General features: G+C 40.9%; 16 protein-coding genes. 7 read left to right on the forward strand and 9 right to left on the reverse strand.

Going from position 1 to position 24,526, the window contains the following annotated elements; genetic code table 11:
* Positions 1-35 precede the first annotated feature (35 nt).
* From trpE to trpA, 6 genes are all read left to right on the forward strand, one after another.
* Positions 36-1,574 (forward strand): anthranilate synthase component I, encoded by a 1,539-nt coding sequence (trpE, locus tag A4G13_RS03480; RefSeq protein WP_090653714.1) that lies wholly within the window; start codon positions 36-38, stop codon positions 1,572-1,574.
* A 14-nt stretch (positions 1,575-1,588) separates the two neighbouring features.
* Positions 1,589-2,167 (forward strand): aminodeoxychorismate/anthranilate synthase component II, encoded by a 579-nt coding sequence (locus tag A4G13_RS03485; RefSeq protein ID WP_011200324.1) that lies wholly within the window; start codon positions 1,589-1,591, stop codon positions 2,165-2,167.
* A gap of 43 nt (positions 2,168-2,210) precedes the next feature.
* Positions 2,211-3,212: an anthranilate phosphoribosyltransferase gene (trpD, locus tag A4G13_RS03490; protein ID WP_090653716.1), complete on the forward strand. Its 1,002-nt coding sequence runs from the start codon at positions 2,211-2,213 to the stop codon at positions 3,210-3,212.
* Positions 3,213-3,224: 12 nt separating this feature from the next.
* The gene (trpCF, locus tag A4G13_RS03495; RefSeq protein ID WP_090653718.1) at positions 3,225-4,631 is read left to right on the forward strand and encodes a bifunctional indole-3-glycerol-phosphate synthase TrpC/phosphoribosylanthranilate isomerase TrpF; all 1,407 of its coding nucleotides are present in this window, start codon (positions 3,225-3,227) and stop codon (positions 4,629-4,631) included.
* Between the two features lie 145 nt (positions 4,632-4,776).
* Complete coding sequence (trpB, locus tag A4G13_RS03500) at positions 4,777-5,973, forward strand: tryptophan synthase subunit beta (RefSeq protein WP_011200327.1); 1,197 nt, start codon at positions 4,777-4,779, stop codon at positions 5,971-5,973.
* Positions 5,973-6,779, forward strand: a complete 807-nt coding sequence (trpA, locus tag A4G13_RS03505; protein WP_090653720.1) for a tryptophan synthase subunit alpha — start codon at positions 5,973-5,975, stop codon at positions 6,777-6,779. The genes trpB and trpA overlap by 1 nt, the downstream gene beginning before the upstream one ends.
* A 239-nt stretch (positions 6,780-7,018) precedes the next feature.
* Here the strand turns inward: trpA and A4G13_RS03510 are convergent, their stop codons facing one another.
* The 3 genes from A4G13_RS03510 to A4G13_RS03520 all read right to left on the reverse strand — a co-directional run bounded on the left by A4G13_RS03510 (position 7,019) and on the right by A4G13_RS03520 (position 9,364).
* The gene (locus tag A4G13_RS03510) at positions 7,019-7,162 is read right to left on the reverse strand and encodes a FeoB-associated Cys-rich membrane protein (protein ID WP_011200330.1); all 144 of its coding nucleotides are present in this window, start codon (positions 7,160-7,162) and stop codon (positions 7,019-7,021) included.
* 1 nt (position 7,163) lies between these two features.
* The gene (gene feoB / locus A4G13_RS03515) at positions 7,164-9,035 is read right to left on the reverse strand and encodes a ferrous iron transporter B (protein ID WP_090653722.1); all 1,872 of its coding nucleotides are present in this window, start codon (positions 9,033-9,035) and stop codon (positions 7,164-7,166) included.
* Positions 9,036-9,103: 68 nt separating this feature from the next.
* On the reverse strand, positions 9,104-9,364 hold the full coding sequence (locus A4G13_RS03520; protein ID WP_207945324.1) for a FeoA family protein: 261 nt from the start codon (positions 9,362-9,364) through the stop codon (positions 9,104-9,106).
* Between the two features lie 322 nt (positions 9,365-9,686).
* Between A4G13_RS03520 and A4G13_RS03525 the strand changes: the two genes are divergently transcribed.
* Positions 9,687-10,277: an opacity family porin gene (locus tag A4G13_RS03525; protein WP_041639738.1), complete on the forward strand. Its 591-nt coding sequence runs from the start codon at positions 9,687-9,689 to the stop codon at positions 10,275-10,277.
* Between the two features lie 527 nt (positions 10,278-10,804).
* On the opposite strand, the gene A4G13_RS03530 is transcribed toward A4G13_RS03525, so the two are convergent.
* The 6 genes from A4G13_RS03530 to A4G13_RS03555 form a co-directional block, all read right to left on the reverse strand.
* Positions 10,805-11,386 carry a hypothetical protein gene (locus tag A4G13_RS03530; RefSeq protein WP_090653726.1) on the reverse strand — a complete coding sequence of 194 codons (582 nt, stop codon included), beginning with the start codon at positions 11,384-11,386 and terminating at the stop codon, positions 10,805-10,807.
* A 412-nt stretch (positions 11,387-11,798) separates the two neighbouring features.
* Complete coding sequence (locus tag A4G13_RS03535; protein ID WP_142999785.1) at positions 11,799-11,966, reverse strand: heme transporter CcmA; 168 nt, start codon at positions 11,964-11,966, stop codon at positions 11,799-11,801.
* Positions 11,967-12,132: 166 nt separating this feature from the next.
* The gene (locus A4G13_RS03540; RefSeq protein ID WP_090653730.1) at positions 12,133-12,483 is read right to left on the reverse strand and encodes a hypothetical protein; all 351 of its coding nucleotides are present in this window, start codon (positions 12,481-12,483) and stop codon (positions 12,133-12,135) included.
* A gap of 3 nt (positions 12,484-12,486) precedes the next feature.
* Entirely contained in the window at positions 12,487-13,194 is a 708-nt protein-coding gene (locus A4G13_RS03545) for a hypothetical protein (protein ID WP_142999786.1), read from the reverse strand.
* 111 nt (positions 13,195-13,305) lie between these two features.
* Positions 13,306-13,698: a hypothetical protein gene (locus A4G13_RS03550; protein WP_142999787.1), complete on the reverse strand. Its 393-nt coding sequence runs from the start codon at positions 13,696-13,698 to the stop codon at positions 13,306-13,308.
* Between the two features lie 1,005 nt (positions 13,699-14,703).
* Positions 14,704-24,498, reverse strand: a complete 9,795-nt coding sequence (locus A4G13_RS03555) for a two-partner secretion domain-containing protein (RefSeq protein WP_090653736.1) — start codon at positions 24,496-24,498, stop codon at positions 14,704-14,706.
* Between the last annotated feature and the right edge of the window lie 28 nt (positions 24,499-24,526).

Genomic DNA, 24,526 nt, shown 5'->3' on the forward strand with positions numbered 1-24,526 from the left:
GTGCATAAATATTTTAAAGCAAAAGGAAGCGCACTATGCCAAACGCTTATATTCAAACTCTAAGCAATCCGGTTCAATATCAACAAGATCTCACCGCCGTATTTGCCACAGTCGGGAAAACAAACAGCTTATTATTGGAATCCGCCGAAATCAGTAGCAAAAACAGTTTACAAAGTTTATTAATTATTAATGCGGCGTTAAAAGTATCCTGCTTGGGTCAAATTGTCACATTTACTGCATTAACAGCAAACGGAAGTCATGTTTTACCATTAATTAAAGAAAAGTTACAGGGTAAAACAAAATCCCTTTCCGTTCAGCAAAATAAACTGATTGCGGAATTTTTTCCAATTGATCAAAATCTGGATGAGGACAGTAAATTACAATCCTTAACTGTTTTCGACGGTTTACGCGTAATCAATCAGCTTTATCAGCATAGCAAGCAGCCTGTTTTTCTCGGCGGTTTATTTGCTTACGATTTAGTCGCTAACTTTATTCCGATGAATAACATTACTTTGCAGGACGACGGTTTAAGCTGCCCGGATTATGTGTTCTATCTTGCGGAACAATTGCTTCGTTTGGATCATCCAAGCCAACAAGCCACTTTACAAACCTTCTGTTTTAATGATTCGGAACTGCAGAATTTGCAGCAAAGTGCGGTCGAAATTGACAAAGATTTACGGAATTTAAAACCTCTTCCCGCTATTCAACAAGGTTCTACGGATATTTCGACCAATCACGAAGACGAAAAATTTAAGCAAATTATTACCGCACTTAAACATCATATTTACATCGGTGATGTTTTCCAGATTGTGCCGTCCCGTCGCTTTATCCTGCAATGCCCGAATACTTTAGCCACTTATCGTCAGCTGAAGGAAAATAATCCGAGCCCTTATATGTTCTTTATGCAAGATGAGGAATTCACTTTGTTCGGCGCCTCGCCTGAAAGCGCATTGAAATATTCCGCCGATAACCGTCAGTTGGAAATCTACCCTATCGCCGGTTCCCGTCCGCGCGGATTTGATGCCAAAGGTAAAATTGATCCCGAATTGGACGCACGCCTGGAACTTGAAATGCGTTTAGATCATAAAGAACAAGCGGAACATTTAATGTTGGTTGACTTAGCCCGTAATGATGTGGCGCGCGTATGCGAAAGCGGAACCCGTCATGTTAAAGAGCTAATGCAGGTGGATCGCTATTCGCATATTATGCACTTGGTTTCCCGCGTAGTCGGCAAACTACGCCCCGAACTGGATGCGCTGCATGCTTATCAGGCTTGTATGAATATGGGGACGCTCACGGGCGCACCTAAAATTAAAGCTATGCAATTAATTTATCAGTTTGAAAAACAAAAACGTCATAGTTACGGCGGTGCGGTGGGTTATCTGTCTTCCGACGGCAATTTAGACACTTGCATCGTTATCCGTTCCGCATTTGTGCAAAACGGCATTGCTTATGTGCAAGCCGGTTGCGGCGAAGTACTGGATTCCGATCCGCAAATGGAAGCGGATGAAACCCGCCATAAAGCGCAGGCGGTCATTAAAGCTATTCTGCAAACAAACGCCCAAGCGAATTAAAAGGAAAAGAACTTATGGCAACTATTTTATTTTTGGATAACTTCGACTCTTTCACTTATAACCTTGTAGACCAATTTCGAGGGCTGGGGCATCAAGTAAAAATTTACCGTAATGACTGTGATTTGGCGTTGCTGGAAAGCATTGCCCTGCAACCCGATACTATTCTTGCCCTTTCGCCGGGTCCGGGTACGCCTGCGGAAGCGGGCAATATGCTTGCATTAATTCAACGGGTAAAAAGTGCGGTGCCGATTATCGGAATTTGTTTAGGTCATCAGGCGCTGATAGAAGCTTTCGGCGGCAAGGTAGTTCATGCGGGTGAAGTTTTGCACGGCAAAGTATCAAAAATTAATCATGACGAACAGGCGATGTTTCTGAATTTGCAAAATCCGATGCCAGTCGCCCGCTATCATTCTTTGAAGGGAAGCAATCTGCCGGAAGAATTAGTCGTCAATGCGACCTATAACGATATTATTATGGCGTTTCGCCACAAAAATTTGCCGATTTGCGGTTTTCAATTCCATCCGGAAAGCATTTTAACCGTTCAAGGAGCAAAATTACTGGAAAATTCCGTTAACTGGTTGCTCAATAAATAAAAAATACATACTTTTAATGCGAATAAAAACAAGGAATTTCATTATGCAAACACAACAAATTCTTACCCAACTTTTTGATAACCAACCTCTTAGTCAAGAGCAAGCAGCTTTTATTTTTGGCAATATCGTTAAAGGCGAATTATCTAACGAACAGCTTGCCGGCGCCTTAATCGCCCTTAAAATACGTGGTGAAACCATTGATGAAATCACCGGCGCGGTAACCGCTCTGTTAGCGGCGGCAGAACCCTTCCCCGCCCCGGACTATCCGTTTGCCGATATAGTGGGAACCGGCGGCGATAACGCCGACACTATCAATATCTCGACCGCTTCCGCCATTGTTGCGGCAAGCATGGGATTAAAAATTGCCAAGCACGGCAATCGCAGCGTTTCCAGCAAAACCGGCGCAAGCGACGTATTAACCGCCTTGGGGGTAAATATTCGTATGTCAACGGAGCAAGCCCGCAAAGCACTGGATGAAATCGGTATTGCCTTCATTTTTGCCCAACAATATCATTTAGGCTTTAAATATGCAGGTCCCGTTCGCCAAGCGTTAAAAACCCGTACTATTTTTAATATTTTGGGGCCGTTAATCAACCCCGCAAATCCGAAACGTCAGTTATTAGGCGTTTATTCGCCCGAGTTACTCAAACCTTATGCGGAAACCAATTTACGTTTAAATCATGAACATAGTATCATTGTTCACGGTTGCGGATTAGATGAAGTGGCAATCCACGGTCTCACCCAAGTTGCGGAATTACGTGACGGCAAAATTGAATATTATAATTTATCACCGAAAGATTTCGGTTTTGAGCCTCAACCGTTGGAAAGCCTGCGCGGCGGTGCACCTGAAGAAAATGCGAAAATTTTGACCGCACTTTTACAAGGCAAAGGCAGCGCGCAGCAGGCCCAAGCGGTCGCAATGAACACTGCCCTGTTAATGAAATTATTCGGACATGAAGACATTAAGCAAAACGCCCAACAGGTGCTGGAACAATTAACAACCGGTAAAGCTTTTGAAACCTTAACAAAATTAACCACTTATTAAAATTTAAAGCTTATGAACTTAAACGATAAACCCACTATTCTACAAAAAATCGTGGCGGATAAAATCCAATGGATAAAAGCGAAAGAACAGGTTTTCCCATTGGCTTCATTCAAAGAAAAAATCACAAAATCCGACCGCAGTTTTTATCAGTCGCTCGGCAAAGGTACTCATCAGAATCCGGTTTTTATTTTGGAATGTAAAAAAGCCTCGCCGTCAAAAGGCTTGATTCGTAACGAATTTAACCCTGCTGACATTGCGCAGGTTTACAAAAATTACGCCTCTGCGGTATCGGTATTGACCGATGAAAAATATTTCCAAGGTGATTTTTCCTATATCAAGCAAGTTCGTGACATTGTCACCTGCCCGGTACTTTGCAAAGATTTTATGATAAGCGAATATCAGGTTTATCTGGCACGTTATTATCAGGCGGATGCCATTTTGCTTATGCTTTCCGTGCTTGACGATGAAACCTATAAAAAGCTTGCCGCACTTGCTCACGAACTTGGCATGGGCGTATTGACCGAAACATCTAATCAGCAAGAACTGGAACGGGGCATTGCCCTAGGTGCAAAAGTGATGGGCATTAATAACCGCAATCTCCATGACTTAACGGTAGATTTAGCGCGTACGCCGCCGCTTGCCCAACAAATTCCGGCGGATCGTATTATCGTAAGCGAATCGGGAATTTATTCTCATCAGCAGGTACAACAATTAAAACCTTATGTAAATGCGTTTCTCATCGGTAGCAGCTTAATGGGCAGTGATGATTTAAACAATGCGGTTCGTTCCGTTATTTTCGGTGAAAATAAAGTATGCGGTTTAACTCGTCCGCAGGATGTGCAGGAAGTCTATCGGCAAGGTGCGCTTTACGGCGGATTAATTTTTGCGGAAAATTCAAAACGTTGCGTTTCTCTTCGCCAGGCACAGGAATTAGTAACGGCCGCACCGCTACGTTTTGTGGGTGTATTTCAGAATCAACAAATTGATTTTATTGTAAAAATTGCGACCCAATTAAACCTTTATGCGGTGCAATTGCATGGTGCGGAAAATGAAGAGTTTATCGCCGCACTTCGAATTCAGCTACCTCATCAAATTCAAATCTGGCAAGCCGTTTCTATTGATGTGGCACAGCAAAGTGCGGTCAAAATCGACCGAATTTCTGCTGTAGACCGATATGTTCTGGACAGTAAAACCGCTAACCGACAAGGCGGTACCGGCGTTGCCTTTGATTGGTCAAAAATCCCCGCCGAAATAAAAAATAAAAGCCTGCTTGCAGGCGGGATAACCCCGGAAAACATTGAGCTTGCGCTGGCTCAGCATTGCCTCGGCATAGATTTAAATTCCGGCGTTGAAAGTGCGGCCGGAATAAAAAATCCCGAGAAACTTACCGCAGTTTTTAATAAAATCCATCGGTTTTAAAAAATATCGGGGCCTTAAAAGCCCCGATATTTATTCTATCCAGATAACTTCCCTCCTCAATTAAAAAATTATCAAAAAATCGCTTTACATTTATGTACTAGTTTAATAGTATATTTTCCAGCAAAACAAATATTGAGGAAACAATATGACAGACACAATTTTAGATCCCTACTTTGGAGAATTCGGCGGCATGTATGTTCCCGAAATTCTTATTCCGGTTTTAAAACAATTGGAAAAAGCCTTCGTTGAAGCGCAACAAGATCCCGCTTTCCAGACCGAATTTTTAGATTTATTAAAAAATTATGCCGGTCGCCCCACAGCATTAACCCTTTGTCGCAATTTGACCAAAGGTACAAAAACCAAACTCTATTTAAAACGTGAAGATTTGCTGCACGGCGGCGCGCATAAAACCAATCAAGTATTAGGGCAGATTTTGCTGGCTAAACGCATGGGGAAAACCCGCATTATTGCGGAAACCGGCGCCGGTCAGCACGGAGTTGCTACCGCTCTTGCCTGTGCGATGTTAGGTATGCCTTGCCGCATTTATATGGGTGCGAAAGATGTTGAGCGTCAATCGCCTAATGTGTTCCGTATGCGTTTAATGGGTGCGGAAGTGTTCCCGGTTACAAAAGGTTCCAGCACCTTAAAAGACGCCTGTTGTGAAGCTATGCGCGACTGGGCGGCTAATTATGAAAACACCCATTATTTAATCGGTACCGCTGCCGGCCCTCACCCGTTCCCGACCATTGTCCGCGAATTTCAAAAAATGATCGGTGAAGAAACAAAAGCGCAGATTTTACAACGTGAAGGTCGTCTGCCTGACGCGGTAATTGCTTGCGTAGGCGGCGGTTCAAACGCTATCGGTATGTTTACCGATTTTATTAACGAAACATCCGTACGATTAATCGGTGTGGAACCTGCCGGCAAAGGCATTGAAACCGGCGAACACGGCGCACCTTTAGGCCATGGCAAGCCCGGTATTTACTTCGGCATGAAATCACCGATTATGCAAACGGAAGACGGCCAGATCGAAGAATCTTACAGTATTTCCGCAGGCCTGGACTTCCCTTCCGTCGGCCCGCAACATGCCTATTTAAATTCTATCGGTCGTGCCGAATATCCGAGCATTACCGATGACGAAGCGCTTGAGGCATTTAAAGAATTAGCCCAACACGAAGGCATTATTCCGGCGTTGGAAAGCTCTCACGCTTTAGCCTATGCGTTAAAAATGGCGCGCCAAAATCCGATGCGGGAACAATTATTAGTAGTGAATTTATCCGGTCGAGGCGACAAGGATATTTTTACCGTGGACAAAATTTTTAGTGAAAGAGGTATGCTTTAATGGCTCGTTTTGAAACTCTATTTGCGCAACTTAATGCAAAAAAACAAGGCGGATTCGTGCCATTCGTGACATTATGCGATCCTGATCTCGAACGTTCTTTTGATATTATCTGCACCCTTGTAGATAACGGTGCGGATGCCCTGGAACTCGGTTTCCCGTTTTCCGATCCGTTATTGGACGGCCCCGTTATTCAGGCGGCGAATAATCGCGCATTAAACGCCGGTTGCAGTACCGCAGAAAGCTTTAAATTACTGGAAAAAGTGCGGTCAAAATATCCGGAAATTCCAATCGGTTTACTGCTTTGCGCCAATCTGATTTATGCGCAGACTTTAGACGGCTTTTATCGGCGCTGCGCCGAAATCGGTATTGATGCGGTTTTAGTAGCGGATATTCCGCTATTAGCCGCCGAACCTTACATTCATGCGGCCAAAAAACACGGTATTCAGCCCGTATTCATTTGCCCGCCGAATGCCGATGAAAATACGGTAAAAGGCGTTGCCGAACATTCCGAGGGTTACACATATTTAGTTTCTCGAGCCGGCGTTACCAGTGCGGAAAATCAAAGCCATGCGGCAAATTTAGACAGTCTTGTAGAACAACTTAAAGCCCACAATGCGCCGCCGATTCTGCAAGGCTTCGGTATCGCAAAACCACAACAAGTGAAAGAGGCGCTGAATATGGGCGTTGCCGGTGCTATTTCAGGCTCCGCGACAGTAAAAATTATTGAGGCGAATTTAGATAATCATGAGAAATGTTTGGCGGATTTAGCTGAATTTGTCAAGAATATGAAAGCGGCAACCTTATAGAATAAAACCTGAAAAAATAAATCCGCACCTTAAAAGCGGGGCAACATGCCACGATTAAGGTGCGGATTTTTCTATGGTTAGTTACAGAGACTATTTATGTTTTCGCATTCATATTTCAGCAAGAAAATCTTTTTTTATTCATAATTCTCGAAAGAATTACGCTCCCTTTAGTGAGGTCGGTAAATAACATTCAAAAAATATCGTTTTTTTGACCGCACTTTTAGCTTAAGCCGGATTTATTAATGACAACCTTTTTTACCGCCGCAACGGTCACAACCGCCGCATAGGCTGTTTTTAGCCGTTTTGGACTTAAATACAAACTTACGTAATACATACAGTATGCACGCACCAACAATTAAGCCGACAATGATATGTTGTTCCATACTAGAAGATCCTTATAGAAATTTGATATACCACAAACGAGAAGATATAAGCTAATACAAATAAATAACCGGCAATCATCAAAGTTTTTTTCATCGAATTGACTTCTCGTTTAATCACCGCCAGCGTTGCCATACACATCGGCGCATAAACGTACCAGGCTAAAAAAGCCAGCGCTGTCGGGATCCCCCATTGTTCGTGCACAATCGGCACCAACGCATTTTGAATTGCTTCTTCCGAGCCGCTAGCACCGACCGCATAAACCGTCCCCAAGGCGGCAACCACCACTTCACGGGCGGCGATGCCCGGAATCATGGCGATACACATTTGCCAGGTAAAGCCTAAAGGTGCAAAAATCGGTTGGATAAGACTACCTAACATGCCGGCAAAACTATAATCAATAGCGGCACCCGCTGCTCCCTCCGGCGCCCCCGGAAAAGTGACTAACGCCCATAAAATAACGCTTAAGGCAAAAATAACCGTACCCGCCCGTTTCAGGAAAGCTTTCACTTTATCCCACAGGCTTGAAAAAATATGTCTAAAGTTCGGTAAACGGAAAGTCGGCAACTCCATTAATAACGGAAATTGACGGATACTGCCTTTACGACGGGCAAGACGCTTCATAATATAAGCCACTAATCCGGCAGAGAACACTCCGATAAAATATAAGCCGAATAAAACTAACCCTTGCAGATTAAAAATACCCCAAACCGTTTGATCCGGAATTACCGCCCCAATAATCAGTGCATAAACAGGCAGTCTTGCGGAACAGGTCAATATTGGCGCAATGGCAATAGTCACCAGCCGCTCGCGAGGGTCCTGAATGGTTCTGGCGGACATCACCGAAGGCACTGCGCAAGCAAAGCTGGATAACAGCGGTATGAACGCCCGCCCGGATAATCCGCTGGTTGATAATAAATTATCTAACAGAAAAGCCGCCCGCGGTAAGTAACCCGAGTCTTCCAGTAGCAGAATAAAAGCAAACAAAATCGTGATTTGCGGAACAAACACCAAGACACTGCCTACCCCTGCAATTATGCCGTTGAGGATTAAATCCTGTAATATCCCTTCCGGCATCAGAGTGGCAACCCATTCCCCCAGGTTTGCAAAGAAATCTTCAATAAAATCCATCACAGGCTCAGACCAGGAATAAACCGCCTGGAACACGAGCAATAAAACCAGCAACAGCAATACGAATCCCCACACCGGATGTAAGGTGAGGCGATCTAATCGTTGGTGCCACTTCGGCATCACCATTTCTGTTTTGACCGTCTGTGCCAGAATGTCTTCAACTTGTGCATATAACGCATTACTATCGAGGGATTCCAACAATTGCGCCGCTTGATTACTGTCAATACCTGCACTATTTTGAGGTAAATTGGCAATAGCATTTTTTACGCCGCGGATACCCTCTTTTCGAGTGGCCACGGTTTCCAACACGGGAACGCCCAACAACTCGCTGAGTTTTTTCTCATCAATAGTTAAACCGCGGGAACGCGCCACATCAATCAGGTTTAAGGAAACCACCATCGGTAGCCCCAGCATTTTTAATTCCAGTACCATACGCAATGTCATGCGTAGATTAGTGGCGTCGGCTACGGCAATAATGCCGTCAATTTTTCTGCCGTATTTTCCTAAAATTTCATCACGGGCGACGGCTTCATCAAGGGTTGTGGTACGCAAACTGTAAGTACCGGGTAAATCGATAATGCTTACTGAAGGATCATCAACAAATAATCCCTCGCGTCGTTCAACCGTTACGCCGGGATAGTTAGCTACTTTTGCATTAGAACCCGTTAATCCGTTAAAAAGTACGGTTTTCCCGCAATTCGGGGCGCCGACTAAAGCAAAACAAGTCAGTTTATCTTTATTCATACATTAACTTATATTTATAGTGATTATGAGAAAATAATCGGGGTACTTTCGCCAAATACCCCAATCAATTATTTGTTGATATGACAAAGGATTTTACTTGCTTCCGCAGCACGTAAAGAAAATTGGGATAAGTTACTTAATCTCACCGCAAACGGGCCTTTTCCAAAAACGCCGGCGGCCACAACTTCTACAGGCACGCCCTTAGAAAAGCCTAAATCCGCCAAACGACGACCGACCAACGTATCCAGCTCACCGAATGCTTGATTAGCAACAATAGAATCAATATAAGCAACATTTCCTTTGGTTAGTTTAGATAGAGGGACAACCATTATGAATATCTCCGTTTTAAATTGATTTTAATTTAACGTCGAATTATACACTTACCTTATGGGTTGTAAATGATAATTATTCCTAATTTTGATTTTGATCAGTTTTTTGAACTTTGTTTATTTTATTAAACGTCTTAAATTTCCGATGATACAAGCTTCAAACTTATCCGGATTAAAAAAGTGCGGTCGAATTTCGCCGTTTTTTTATGATTTAGATTGATATCGCCCGCAATTGCGCTTTGTGTGGTGCAGTATTCATCTTCGTGATACAATAAGCCTGCTTTTATTAAGCGTATTATTAATTAACAGGAATTTATTTATTATGAAAAAGACAACATTAGCCGTTGCAATCGGCATACTTGCAATTTCTTCAACCGCTAGTGCGAATTGGTATGTTCAGGGTGATGTGGGTTATTCTAAAATTAAAGCATCCGGCATGGACGACTTAGATTTTAAAGATAATGTATTTGATCAACGAATCAGTGCCGGTTACGATTTCGGCGACATTCGTCTGGCGGTGGATTACAGCCATATCGGTAAAGCCAAAGACCACTATACTCTGTTTAGAGGTGAGCAGTGGGAAACAAGCGGTTCCACTTCTGTAGAAACCAACTCCTTCGGGATTTCCGCAATCTATGACTTTAATCTTAATACCTCGTTAATGCCGTATGTCGGCGTACGCTTGTCTGAAAACAGTCTTAAATTTGAAGATCATTGGCGTGATAATTCCGCTTCGGAAAGTTACAGCGAAACCAAAACCAAATTCGGTTACGGCGCGCTGGCAGGCGTTCAATATCATTTGACCGACAATCTGTTATTAAATGTCGGAGTCGAATATAACCGTTTAGGTAAAGTTGAAGAGGTAAAAATTCATCAATATAGCGCAAAAGCCGGTCTTCGTTATAACTTCTAAGATTGTAGAAGATCAAACTCAATCTGGCAGTCTCCCATTTAATAGTATGGTGAGGCTGTCAGATTGAAGATACCGTGCATATATTCTGAAGAAACTTATATTTTAAATAATAAAGTGCGGTCGATTTTCAGTTTATTTTTAATTAAAACTCTCGAAAAATTAACCGCACTTTTTTATAAATACATACAAGCCCATAGCCATCAAGAAGATATTCTATTTTATCTAGTTTCTGTATTTATAATATTCCTCACATATACTTTTAAACTTATAACAATACATATAACTAGCATTAAATACAAAACCATGTTTTCTTAAACAAGATGCATATACTTCGCCTAATTTATCCTCTTCTTTGCTATTTTCAATTGACTCTCTACACTTAATGTGTAATTCCTTTGATAAAGGTACTCTTGTTTCTTTATGAACCCATGTATTCTCTCTAAATTTGCTAGAATATGATGGTGTTAAAGAAATCAAAAAGCATCCCGACAGTAAAAATATAAATACCAATAAAAATAATTTCTTAATCACAATCCATCTCCATCTTTTTTAATTGTATTAAATTCTCGAATAGAATCTTTCGGATAAGTTAACTTAAGTAATTTCTTTGTTCTTTCCATTACCTTACTTTGTTCACTATTATTTTCATCATAAATATACTTCAAATTATTAATATTCTGATTAGCCTCCGAATGCGCCTCTAAACCGCTAATACCATTATTCGGCATCGCATTTTTATTATTCCCAATCAAATAACCACCCAATATGCCCGAGTAAACCCTGTCTCCATCCACGCCGATATAGCGGGTAGTCACTCCGGCAAATATGCTTTTTGCCTGACGGTCAATCTCTTCCGACGGGTAAGAGCCTGCAGCATGTAAGTAATCTAATTCGGTATTTTTATAGTCCTGATTCAGATAGTTAGACCAGTTCAACATATTTTTATTTTCCGATACGCCCAGACTATGCGCCGTATCCTGCAATTTATATTGCGGTTTACCGTTTGCTGCGGCATAAGCATTGTATTCATCTAGTTTTTTGGCTATTTGAATATAGTCTATGATTAATTTTCCTTGTTCTGATATATACCTACTATATCCAAATAACATAACAAAGTGCAGTCAATTTTTAGTTTGTTTTTAATTAAAACTCTCAAAAAATTAACCGCACTTTTTATAAATACATACAAGCCCATAGCCATCAAGAAGATATTCTCTTTTATCTACTTTCTGTATTTATCATAGACCTCACATTTTTCTTTTCGGTGGTAACAATAGAGTAGACTATTAGTCTTAAATCTATATCCTTGTTCATATAAACATTTCGCATACCTATCTTGTGTAAACCCATTGTTTTTATTTATTTTATCAAAGCAATCGTTTCTAACTTTCAGTGAAGCTATTTCTTTCGAAGAAACATGCTCCCAATAAGCCATACTATCAATAGTATAACTATCTCTATAAGTCAATAAATCAATACAGCCTGATAAAAACAAAAATAATAGGAAAAAAATTACTCTCATTATTTTTCTCCTACAATATTATATTTTCTAATTCCGTTATTATGTATTTTATTTAAAATATTTGATTTATATTCAATCATCTCTTTATCATTAACATATTTTAAATTATTAATATTCTGATTAGCTTCCGTATGAGCCTCTAAACCGCTAATACCATTATTCGGCATCGCATTTTTATTATTCCCAATAAAATAAACTCCTAATCCCAGATAGGCGAAAACTCTTTTTTCGTGATATTAGATTATTATCCCCCACCAAACAAACATTTCGATTTATTTATCTATTTCTAACGATAGATAGAACCAAATCAAATGCAAGAAATTAAAACAATAATTAAAACCATTTAATATAGTTTTTATATGCCTGACACTCTTCTTGTCTATTATAGCAATATACAATACTTTTAACTTGAAAAACATACCCTCTCTCATACAAACATTTTCCTAATATTGGATAAGTTTTATAAAATTCATCTAAACTTATATTTTCATAACTATCTCTTCCCGTTATCTGCCTGATTGCCTTTTTATTGCAGTAGCTAAAGTCTTCATTAGATACCTCTTGCTTAGTTTTCGCATTAATCCAGCCAGCATATCTATTAAGAGTATAAGACTCCCGAAATAAAAACAATGAACAACCAGATAAAAATAACGTTATAAAAAGAATAATATATATTTTTCTCATGCATTACTCCTTATCTTCAAAACTTTTTAGAACTTTATTAAAACGTCTATTCCCATCTGTATCAGGATATATAGTTCTCAAAATAATTTTCGTCTCCTTTTCTTTTTTAATACTTTCTTCTTTATTTAAATCAAAAACGAATCCCAAATTATTTATATTATAATTTGCCTCAGAATGGACCTTACTAAAACTAAGCCCCTTAACTTGAGTGGCATTTCTATTATTCCCAATCAAATAACCACCCAATATGCCCGAGTAAACCCTGTCTCCATCCACGCCGATATAGCGGGTAGTCACTCCGGCAAATATGTCTTTTGCCTGACGGTCAATCTCTTCCGACGGGTAAGAGCCTGCCGCATGTAAGTAATCTAATTCGGTATTTTTGTAGTCCTGATTCAGATAGTTAGACCAGTTCAACATATTTTTATTTTCCGATACGCCCAGACTATGCGCCGTATCCTGCAATTTATATTGCGGTTTACCGTTTGCTGCGGCATAAGCATTGTATTCATCTAGTTTCTTCGCTATTTGTGCATGGTCTTTCGTGGCATTGGATGCGCCAAAAACTGTCGGCATATTTACCCATGCTCTGAACCGCTCAAAACCGGCATACAGAAATTCATTCCAATACCCCGCACTGCCTCTGTTCAGAATAACTCCTAAATCATCTAAAGAAGCTAAGTCATCACCATATAAAATAGCACTTGCCACTTTCTCTTCTCGCGTAAAATTAAGCATGCCGGCTATGGAAATCTTACTCAGCAGCTTAGCCTGTTCTTCCGTTAATATGTTATCACTGTAAATTAACGCTTTTAATTGCTGTTAATTGTCGTTTTCCATATCCAAACAGGAAATATGTTCGCAATCCGGTGTCTTTTTACTCACCGTAAAACTGGAATCTTCATTTTTTTCCGCATTGTAATAAAGCTCGTCACCGGAATCCGAGATGTTTTTCACTAATCCAGTTGCTACATCCAAATCCCGTTCTAAATCCGATTTGACCTTTTCCACATCAGTTTTATTTACAGTTTGATGAAGGTTTTCCCGATTGAGTTTGCGAACGGTTTCTTCCACATTTTCACCGAATAACCGCTGTTGGTTTTCACCATCTCTAATTAAAATGTTTTTGGTATTAACCGAACTTGTTGTGATACCGGAGTCCCGTCCTTTATCACTGACTTGTCCTAATACGGCGGTAGAAAGTGCTTTAGCCACCCCCCAATTACCTTGAGAAAAAGCACCTGCTATTCCTTGATATTCAACTTTTGAACTACCAGCTTGAAAAAACATCTTTAATTAAAACACAAGCGGTATGATTTTCAGAAAAATTTGCAAAATTCTTGATAAATCATACCGCTTGAGATGCCTATTTATTTTTTTCTCTATACATTAGATATTACATACATGCCAAGAATATGTATGGTAATACACTTTCTTTTAAAATCTTTCAAATAGAAGTCTATAATGTATATATTTTTTATTGAATAAAACAATATCTATATCTATAAAAATAAAAATTCCCCATGCTAAGCTCCATAAATTATTTCTCTTTATTTTCGAGTAATTTACTTTTCCTTTCTCTTGGGATTTGAATAAAAATGACATACAGAGATACAGAAAAGAATACAGCTAAAGCCGCCTTTAATGATATAGAAAAAACATCACTATAATTTATGTGTAATTTAAATAATCCATATTTTATTCTAGAGTAAAATAAAGAGTACCCGCCTAAGAATAGGCATATAGTAAGAAAGAAGCTGATAAAAGATACTATAGTATATGAGAAAACCAATAAAATCCTTTTCATTTTATTTATTCCCCGATGGCGCAAGCGTCTTCGCTTGTGCCAATAACAACTAAAACCAACATAGCTTGAAAAAACATCTTTAATTAAAACACAAGCGGTATGATTTTCAGAAAAATTTGCAAATTTCTTGGTAAATCGTACCGCTTGACAAGTACACTGGTGTTTCAATTTGTGTGCTGATGATAAAATATTCTTTATCCTTTACTTTATGGAAAACTTATAAGCTATAAATTTCTTTAAAGCTAATCCTATATATAGGGGAATTGTAAATGAAAGGATATCTCTTAAGGCATCATCAGCCCAATAAAAGTCATTGTAATTCCAATATATGTATATAAATATACCAATGTGCTTTAGTGAGGCAACAAAAAAAATAGCTAAAAACAAAGTCACCCAATAAATTACTTTCTTTATCATTTTGAGTATTCCCCATCGCTAAGGATTTTTTTTACTTCTTTATAATCTTTCACTCTATTATCAAGATCTCCCCCATATTCACCCAAAGAACCACCAACGATGTTTCCTAAAGTAGAATCTTTTGTGCTAAATGGTTTATTAATGATTGGTGCAACAATTGCCCCAAAATAATCATTCCCCAAACTATTTCCACTAGGATCTTTTGATAAGCTACTTACTGTGGCAACACCAATATTTATCCTTATTTGATTTCCCAAAGTATGATTTCTTGTTAGGGCTCCTCCTGCAAAGGCACCTAACACTTCGTACTCATTCACGTCTTGTCCTGTTGATAATTTATAACCAACATGAACGCCACTTGAAATCATACCATCCGAAATTGCTCCTGAGATATTTGGATATTTAGCCGCAAAAGCTCCAATGGCTGAACTTGCTTTATTTATACCATTACTTGTAAATTTTCCAACTGTAGAAGCTACTGATGCGACCGTTCCTGCTGACATCATTGTACTTGCATACCCTAAAGCTTCAGCTGTAGATTGAGCAACGCGTCCATCAAATGATTCCTGATAAGTTTTTCTATTCTGATATTTGCTATAAATATCGGTATAAAATTGCTCATCAGCAGATTTATTTGTGCCAAATAAACTCCATCTACTTGGTAATTCATTTCTATATTTTTCTGCGGTGGCATAAGGGTATGAATAACCTTTTATATACTGGTTTGATAAAATGTTATCTAAATCAGCTATAACATTCTCAGGTTTTTCAGTCCTGATACTTTCAAAATAATAGCGAGTTGCATAATTTTGATATAATTCCCAGTCTGATTGGGTCATGGACTCTGGATTATATTTTGCTTTTGCAACCAGAATATCACTCGTGTGATTATCTTGTTCTAATTGAATAAATTCTTGCTCATATTTTTCTCTTTGAACTGAAGATAAATCATCCCTATTAAGCTGTTCACGTAACCAGATTCGTCTATTGTCAGAGAGTTGGCTTAAATAATTATTCTCCGCCGCCCGTTTCCCAATATCCCCGGATACTACCGCACTTTGAGTGCTATCACCTATTACACCGCCGGTAATACCTGCCGCCACTTGACTTAATACAAGCAGGCTGTCTTTTTCGTATTCCGTTAGGTCGTTGACGGTTCTGATTCTGCCGCCGCTATCCGCTTTGCCTACATCATATAAGCTTTTTGCCAACAAGGTTGCCGTGGCTTCCGCCGTTACCGCACCCGCTGCGCCGGCAATCGCATTATTGCCGGTTATTTGCGCTTCAATAGCGCCTAATACCGCATGTGCCATTAAATTGGCGACTAAGTTAACTTCGCCGGTAAGGCTATCCGTTGTCGCTTCTTTTACCGCCAGATTTGCATAAGGTGATAAGCCGTTTACGATAGCCGCATTGACATCCCCGCCGGCAATACCTTGCAGTACGCCGGTTACCGCGCGAATTGCCATTTGGATATCTCCGCCTTTACCATATTGGTTCAGGGTTGTCTGTGCCTGATTAAATTGGATTTGCGCTTCTCGTCTTTCACCGGCTGTCGAATTCGGGTTTTTGAGTATCGCTTCCGCTTCGTCTTTCTCCTGTTGTGCCTTATCCAGTTTTGGTTGTAAAACAATAGTTATGCCGTTATGTCCGATTTCGCCGATAACCTGTGCCAGCTCCGCTTTTTCTTTGTATTCCTCTATATCATAGCGATTAACTTGCTTATTTGCATTCATCGTATCCTGTGAAAGTGCGGTCGGTTTTTCGCCATTTTTTATGTTAAGGTCGATATTGCCCGAAACGGCACTTTGCGTAGTACTGTGATCATCCTTATTCGCCGTGCCCAGCACGCTTATTGCCGCTCGCATGGCGTTTACCGCATTTGCCATCATATTGGTGGATAGACCGCCGCTTACGCTTTGTACGCTTACTTCACTGTGGTTTTCAATATCTTCCGTTGTCAATGTGTTAGTGCTAAAACGGTTTTTATTCGCGGCAGCTTCGCTTTCGATTAACCCGCCTTTTAAATGCGTGTTGCCCCTCACATTGATATCCATGCCATCACGTCCTACCTTGAAGCCGGATTGTTCTTCTACTTGAGCATAATTCAGTTTTGCTTTATCCATTGAGGCGTTTACGTTTACATTTGTTCCCGTACCGTAAACCGCTACCGCAAAATTTGCGCCGGACTGGCTCTGTTCACTATTGTAAACGTTGCTGTCCTGACGGCTTTCAATAAGGAGATTGCCACCGATATCCGCCGTTAAACGCTCCGCATTGATAACCGCCCCCTTAAGATTCGTGTCACGCCCACTGCGAATAACCGCCTGCCGAACGTTTATGTAACTGTTTTTCTGAGTGACGGTATCCGTATTTTCTCTGCCTTTACCCGATTGTGCCGAGCCTTCAATACCTATGCCAAAACTGTTACCGTTCATACCGACAAAGACCCCGGCATTCCAGCCACTGTTTTCATTATCGCTACGATTTCGATAACTATCCTGTAAAGAAAGCAGATTGATATTATTCGCGCTGTCCAGCACTGCTTTCGTCGCATTTATCGTCGAACCGAACAGATTAATATCACCCGCCGAGCTTTTCAGGTTGATATTACCCGCACTTAGCTCACTACCGCTGTAACTGATTTGTTGACTATGACTGGTTTGTTTTGATTGGCTGGAACCGACACCGATAGATATTTTAAAACTTGGATTAGAAACATCGCCTTCTACCATTTGATCGTCACCAATCAGTGCATTTATTGAATCTATCGTACTACCTGCCGCCTGTGCTGCCATCACGGCTTCCTGAGCCGCTTTCACCTGATACAGGTTAGACAGCCGCTCATTTTTCACTTCTTTACTGCGGCGCAGACTGTTCCGCGCATTTAATGCCATATCCGTTACCGGCGTACTCAAAGATACGGTTAAACCCGATTTTTTATACTCATGCGTTTCCGTGCTGTCAATCACATCACGTCCTGCTTCCACTGTTAGCGATTTACCGATGATATCAATGGATTTATCCGTCTGTGCAATAACATCCGAGCCTTGAATATTAACATGATTCTCCGCAGTCATGCTCACATTGCCGTTCACACTGCCTACCGTCGAACGGGCGTCGCTTTGCGTTATCGTATTTTCACCGTATACGTGTTTCTGAGAGCGAGAACCAATCGTAAATCCGATACCGCCACTGCCCATTAAACCGCTTTTTTTCACTTGCTTAAGGTTTTCGCTGTAAACTTGATTGGTGGCGGCGGCAATATTGATGTTTTTCGCCGCAACATTCAGTTCGTTTTCCGCCACTACATCGCTGCCGATAATATTTACATCGCCCTGTTGAGTGAAAATATCCACATTGTTACCGTCCAGCTGGCTGCCAATGGCGAATGTCTGTTCGCTAATATCCCGTGTTTTTGTTGTCGTTTTATTTAAGAAACCCCGTCCCGTATCTTTGAATGCGGAATCCACATAATGATATTCTTCCCCGCTTGATAATGTGACATTATTGCCGGCATTAAGCAGTACATCTCCGCCGGCGCTGACGGCTGCCGCTTTCGCCTCAATATTACGTCCTGCTTGCAATGCGGTCTTTCCGCTGCCTTGGCTGCTAATCGTCGTGCCTATGTCCCGGCGATTTGCCGTTTTCAGATAGTTTTCCGCATCACGAATATTTTCATAACGGTCGGACTGTTGCTCTACGTTCAATAAAATATCCCGTCCCGCCTGAATCGCGGTTAATGCATTTTGTGCGTTATTAATAATCTCGCCTGCCGTTAAGTTTATATCCCGTCCCGCATTTACCCACATTTGTCTGCCGTCTTTGCCGGTTAAGTAAAAACCGCCCCGGGTGCCGAGAGTTACGGTTTCACCGCTGGCATTCTGAGTGCGGTGAGCGGTTGTATTCACAACAATATCTCGCCCCGCATTTACATTTAGTATTTGTGCCGCCTCAATCGTGCCGCCGATATTTACCAGGTCTTGTTCGGCTGATACAAGGGTATTGTCCGCCGTCATTTTACCGAATCGATTTGTGATATTTTCTGCCGAAATCGCCAGTAAATTTTTACCGGCAAGGGTACCGCTATTAGTCATCTCGGAAGATTGAATTGCTGTGATATCACCGGATAACAATGCACCGTAACCGTTTATATCGCCTTTTTGTACAACCACATAAACCTGCGGATATAACACGGTGGCGGTGCTGCCGTCAGCTAAAGTAACGGTTTTGTTCACAAGCCATACAATATCGCTGGTTAAGCGGGCGATTTGTTCGCCGGTTAATGCCATTCCCGGTGTTAATTGGAATTGAGAAGCCGCGGTGATACCGTTAATCATCAGTGCTTTATACTGTTCTTCCTGATTTGAGTAACCGGATAAATAAACTCGACCGGTTAATTCGGCAATCTGCTCTTGTACCAGACGTTGTTCATAGAAACCGTCGCCAATACGTTTATGCATGCTGGCCGAATCTAAATTCAGCGCATTCATCATATAGGCGGAACTGAGCCAGTTACGATATTGGGTAAATGCCGGATCGGTTTCTACCAAATAGCCCGAACCAGATTGCGGATTCACCATGAATAAACTGCTACGCGGCAATGCGATAGCGCGATTTTGTGTTCTGACTACCGCATTGTCTTTAACAATCGAGCCTGTCGTTTGATTATTTACTGTAACATCTTGTTCAGTAATGGCTATATCCGATGAAAGTGAAGACGGTTTAAATTCTTTCTCATTTTGTACCGCACTTTTAACTTGAACATCAATGGATTGAGGTACATTGATCGCGGAAATATTCGCTTTGCCGAAACTTGGCAGGCTGTATTCTTTATACGCCGCGACCTCTAAAGGGATCCCCTCCTTGATTTCTTGCGGCGGTGTATAGTCTTGACGACTATGTCCCGTACTATCTCTGCCTTTTTCATGATGGCGCCAGTAACTATGTAAGCCGTAAGGGCTGTTATTGTTATGTTTACGCAATGATACATCGTCACCGTATCCTCTCAGTTCGGCAGGCAGGTTACGGCAGGCTTCACTTCTTGATCCTTCTGCACAACCTGCTTTAGTAACAATTTCAACACCGGTTTCTTCTTTATTGTTCAAAATATTTGCCGGAATATCCAATTTCCCGCCGGCGATTATACGACTGTTAATATTGTCAACTCTATCGCCTCTGATGGTGATATTTTTGCCGCTGTAGATACGTCCGGGCTCATATTCTGCCGGTAATACTTCGGTACGCTGAACGCTTTTCAAATAATGATATTTATACCATGATTCATAATAAGCGCCGGTCGGTACATGTAAGTGATCGGATTCATGATTAAATACATAAAGACCGGGGGTACCCTCTTCATAGATGGTCGGATCGCCGCTGCCCTGATATTCGGTTACCGTTTCTTGAGAAATCAATTTCAATGCCGTACGGAAGTAATTATGCGTATTACTGACAAGCCCGCTGTTGATATAAATATTATCCTGCGCTTCGATCAATCCGTTCGGGTTATACACAGCCGTGGCTTTGCCTGTCGCATAGCCACGGGAATCCAAAGTTCCGCCGATATGGATTTCTCCTAAGCTAATTAATGAGCTGTCGTTTCTATTTGTCAACGTGCCGACACCTAAATCAAGCCGCTTGCGGGCAGCAATGGTTGCCGATTTGCCATTAAGTTCAAAGTTATTTAACTCACGCGCCTGAATAGACAATTGATCACCATAAATTCGTCCGGTACCGAGATTGTTAAGATCGGTTGTTTTCAATGACGTATTACTACCGTTAATTAACCCGTAATTCGTTATTGAATTGACATTAAGTAAAGTGGTACCGGAACTAAGAATTGCCTTTTCATTATTAATCAACTTACCCGTTTGAATGTGTAGTCCTTTACCGGTTAATAATGAACCGTCATTAGTGAGATTGTTGGTTTTTAGCTTCAGACTGCCTTCTACTTCAATGCCGCCGTTCAAAGTAAGATCCTGTTTTAAAGCAATATCGGCATCATTTTTACTCTGTATTTTACCGATGTCCGAAATTTGCGCGGCATCAATCGCCAATTTACCGACAGAGGCAATCACACCTTCACTGTTTTGGATTTTTAATGCGGAACCGACGGCATTTAATGTACCGCCCGATAGTATTTCGCCTTTTTGGTTATTAATTAGATTTTTGATATTTGCCGATAATATTTGAGCTGCGTAAATACCGCCTTGTCTGTTATTTACCGCATCAGACGATAATACTACAGCCTGTCCGACAAGCCCTTGCGTAGGAACGGTCTCGGCAGTTTTGGTATTTTGGTTATCAATATTTAACGCAGAAACGGTAAGCGCACGCCCCGCCTGAATTAATGAGCCGGATTTATTCTTTTCAACACTGTTATTAACCGTTGAAAACCGATCAAATGTCACATTACCTAAGGCTTGAACCGTACCTTGACGATTATCTAAGGATTTTGCCTTCAAACTTAAATCGGTGTTACTGTAAAGTAATCCGTTTCCAGTATTATTAATAGTATCGGCATTGACAGAGAAATCCTGTTGAGCCTGAATTTGCCCCCGGCTGTTATTCAGCTGACCAATATTTTGTAAAATGATGTCGCTTAAGCTGAGAATACCTTTTGTTCCGCTGTTTCGGTTATCAAGATTTTGATTATGCGTATCAACGAAGAGTGATTTTTGTGCATAAATCAATCCCTGTCGGTTATCCAAATAACCGCTTTGAATCGTCAGTTCTCCGGCCGAAGAGAGCGTTCCCTGTTGGTTATTAATTTGCTGGTTACCCGTATTAACGGTTAATTTAGCAAGACTTTTTATCGTACTCGATTGATTATTTTGTAAGTCACCGCCCGTAAGCCGTAGATCCCCTTGAGAAATAATTTGACCTCGCTGATTAGTCAGTCGGGTTGCGGCGGTAAGATTAAGTTTACCTTGTTCAATACCGATTAAACCGTTTTGATTATCCAATGTAGCGACTTGTATTACTGAATTTTCCTTTGCCGCAATAATACCCTGAGTATTATCAAGCGCGCCTTTAACCGTAATATCAAGTGCTGAAGCGGCAGTAATATTACCTTTCCGGTTAATAAGCAAATTGCTGTCTAATGTTAATTGGCCGCTGTAAAGATTGCCGTCCTGATTTTGTAAAGTCCCGGTTACCTTTAAAGATTGCGTATTATTTGTTGCGAGCGTACCCCTTGTATTATTAAGCTTTTCGGTTTGAATACGTTGAGCCTGTGTCGAAACGATATAACCTTGCTCATTATTTAACTGATTAATGTTGCTTAGATTTAGCTCACCGGATGTAACAATACCTTTATTCCCATTGCTCGAAAGAGTATTTGAATTATCCAAATTATATCCATGGGTATTGATTGTCACATTTCCGCCGCTTTGGATTAATCCGTCATTATTACTCAGCGCATGGGTTGATAATAAAATATTCTTTCCGCTTCGGATTGTACCTTGGTTGTTATTTAATTCGGCAGCATGTAACGATAATATGTTAAGCGCACTAATCAAGCCCAATTGATTATTGATATTTTTATTACTTTCCCAAGTAAATTCAGATAAATTTAAGGTGCCTGAATCGTTAGAAAGTTTTCCCTCACCCCGAAGTACGGTTTGACTGCCGGATAAAATATATCCGTCCGTATTATTAAGTTTTTCAGTAACATTAACATTGCTTACGATATTAATAATTTTGTCGCTTACATCAATGGCATCGGTACCCGAATGAATCGGTTTTTCTGATGTTGATGTATTTGCCGTAATATTCTCTGCGGTATTTGTCGATACATTGTCGGAATGTACGGGACTTTCCATACTATTATTGGCGGTATTCAGGTTTTGCATTTGATAACCGATAACGCCTTTATCGTTTGTTAAAGTACCGCTTACGGTTAAATTGAACGGATTTACACCTTGCTGAATTAACTTACCTTTTGCATTGCCAAAAGTAGCTGCGGAAATTTGATAAGAATCGGCGCTAATTAGCCCCGCTTGGTTATCAATTTGTTCACCGTTAAACAACAATTGTCCGTTTGTTGCAATTTGTCCGCGAGTGTTGGTTAAACCGCGCTGCAAATTCAGATTAAGATCCTGCTCGTCTCGATTGATCCAGGTTCCTTGAGTATTATCCGCTTGGGTTGCATTTATCGAAATATGACCGGCATTAAGTTGCGCGTTTTGAGTAACTAATGAGACGGGCGTACTGAATACCGCCGATTTTTCGGTATAAATATTGCTATCGGATGCGATAATGCTACCGACACTTGCCGTTGCCGAAAGATGGTTTGAGTGAAGTTGGCTATTAGTCAGGTTAATATCAGCCGCTTTAATTTCAGTGCGATTAGAAGATAAAATTTTGCCATTAATGACCGCACTTTTCTCAGCATTAAAACGAGCATTTTTCCCCGCTTCGCTTTTATCAGCGAGCGTATTTTGGGTAAAATCCAGTCCGGCTACAATAGTGGCGTTATTTGTTACCTTAATATTCTTTGCCTGATAATCAATATAATTTTCAGCTAATGTATCTCCGCTTTGTTGAATATCTCGGTTTGCCGTAATCTGAACGCGACCTTTTTTCTGTGCGGCACCTTTGGCGATAATATTACCTTGTTGAGAAATATCCCGCCCCTTTAGTTTTATATCGCCTTGTTGAGTGTAAATTGAACCTTTATTTTCAATATTATTGTTAGCTGTAACAGCAATATCCTGCTGAGCGTCCAAATATCCGCTGTTGGTAATTTTCCCGTTACTGTCGATATGAACATTTCCGGCCGAAGCACCTATTTTACCGGCATTATTTACGCCGACGCCTTGCTCTGTTGCTACTAAGTGAATCTGATTAGCATACATACCGCCTAATTCACTCACATCCACCGCATAAGCAATAGGTTGCTTATCCATATTCTCCGATGAAGACGGGGCGGTAGAATCATTACCGACATACACAACTTTACTATTGGTACGATCAACTTTATTTTTACCTGTTGTAACTTTCAGTTCTTTTGCCCAAATTCCGCCGTCAACTTTGACTTTACCGGCGACAATATCGGTATAATCCACTCGTGAAGTATCCATCCCCTTACCAGCGACTTCTACTTTACCGCCGCGTACATTAAAGCCTTTTACATTACCGTTTTCTAATTCGACCTGCCCTGTCGTTAACGTGGTTCTGCCTGCATTGATCACACCGCAACCATCACAGTGCAAGCCGCTCGGGTTAGCAATAATGACGTCGGCCTTTTTCCCGGCAACTTCCACATACCCTTTTAACTGACTTGGATCTTTAGAGTTTACTTCATTTAAAATGACCTTAGCCTCACCCCGGACTAAGTTAGGATTGGCAGTTACCCAGCCGGCTAGTTGCGAATTTGTCGATTTACGTGCGTTGTTTAATACGGTGCCTTTTTCAGCGACATCAAATTGTGAATAAACATTGCGTGAGACACCGCCGGCACTTGGTGTTTGAATATCCACTTGTGGAATGCCATTTGCTGTACGTAATACCGTCGGTTGATTGCCGGATGGTGCCGAACGATCCGCATGAATTTCCAACGGCTTAGCCATTGCTTGCGGCACATAGATGATTCCAAGTCCGATAAAACAGATAAATGCCGCAAAGTGCAGGCTAAAATCAGGTGTTTTTTGTCGGAAGAACCGCATTGGCAACAATTTATTGGAAAATTCTGCAACGGCTTTGCCGGCAGTTTTCGCCAACTCGGATACAACAACCAAACAATTCAATGTTTTGCTAAAAATAATACGATAACAACGCTTGTTCATCTTTTTATCTCTAAATTTTAATTCAATA

It is taken from the genome of Basfia succiniciproducens (genome assembly GCF_011455875.1).
GTDB lineage: Bacteria > Pseudomonadota > Gammaproteobacteria > Enterobacterales > Pasteurellaceae > Basfia > Basfia succiniciproducens.

What these genes read in the sequence shown, in the direction of transcription:
- trpD (WP_090653716.1), top strand. Translation starts at nt 2,211, where the DNA reads ATGCAAACACAACAAATTCTTACCCAACTTTTTGATAACCAACCTCTT.
- trpB (WP_011200327.1), top strand. Translation starts at nt 4,777, where the DNA reads ATGACAGACACAATTTTAGATCCCTACTTTGGAGAATTCGGCGGCATG.
- A4G13_RS03535 (WP_142999785.1), bottom strand. Translation starts at nt 11,966, where the DNA reads ATGCCGAATAATGGTATTAGCGGTTTAGAGGCTCATACGGAAGCTAAT.
- A4G13_RS03510 (WP_011200330.1), bottom strand. Translation starts at nt 7,162, where the DNA reads ATGGAACAACATATCATTGTCGGCTTAATTGTTGGTGCGTGCATACTG.
- A4G13_RS03520 (WP_207945324.1), bottom strand. Translation starts at nt 9,364, where the DNA reads ATGGTTGTCCCTCTATCTAAACTAACCAAAGGAAATGTTGCTTATATT.
- trpA (WP_090653720.1), top strand. Translation starts at nt 5,973, where the DNA reads ATGGCTCGTTTTGAAACTCTATTTGCGCAACTTAATGCAAAAAAACAA.
- trpCF (WP_090653718.1), top strand. Translation starts at nt 3,225, where the DNA reads ATGAACTTAAACGATAAACCCACTATTCTACAAAAAATCGTGGCGGAT.
- A4G13_RS03530 (WP_090653726.1), bottom strand. Translation starts at nt 11,386, where the DNA reads ATGTTATTTGGATATAGTAGGTATATATCAGAACAAGGAAAATTAATC.
- A4G13_RS03555 (WP_090653736.1), bottom strand. Translation starts at nt 24,498, where the DNA reads ATGAACAAGCGTTGTTATCGTATTATTTTTAGCAAAACATTGAATTGT.
- feoB (WP_090653722.1), bottom strand. Translation starts at nt 9,035, where the DNA reads ATGAATAAAGATAAACTGACTTGTTTTGCTTTAGTCGGCGCCCCGAAT.
- A4G13_RS03485 (WP_011200324.1), top strand. Translation starts at nt 1,589, where the DNA reads ATGGCAACTATTTTATTTTTGGATAACTTCGACTCTTTCACTTATAAC.
- trpE (WP_090653714.1), top strand. Translation starts at nt 36, where the DNA reads ATGCCAAACGCTTATATTCAAACTCTAAGCAATCCGGTTCAATATCAA.
- A4G13_RS03540 (WP_090653730.1), bottom strand. Translation starts at nt 12,483, where the DNA reads ATGAGAAAAATATATATTATTCTTTTTATAACGTTATTTTTATCTGGT.
- A4G13_RS03525 (WP_041639738.1), top strand. Translation starts at nt 9,687, where the DNA reads ATGAAAAAGACAACATTAGCCGTTGCAATCGGCATACTTGCAATTTCT.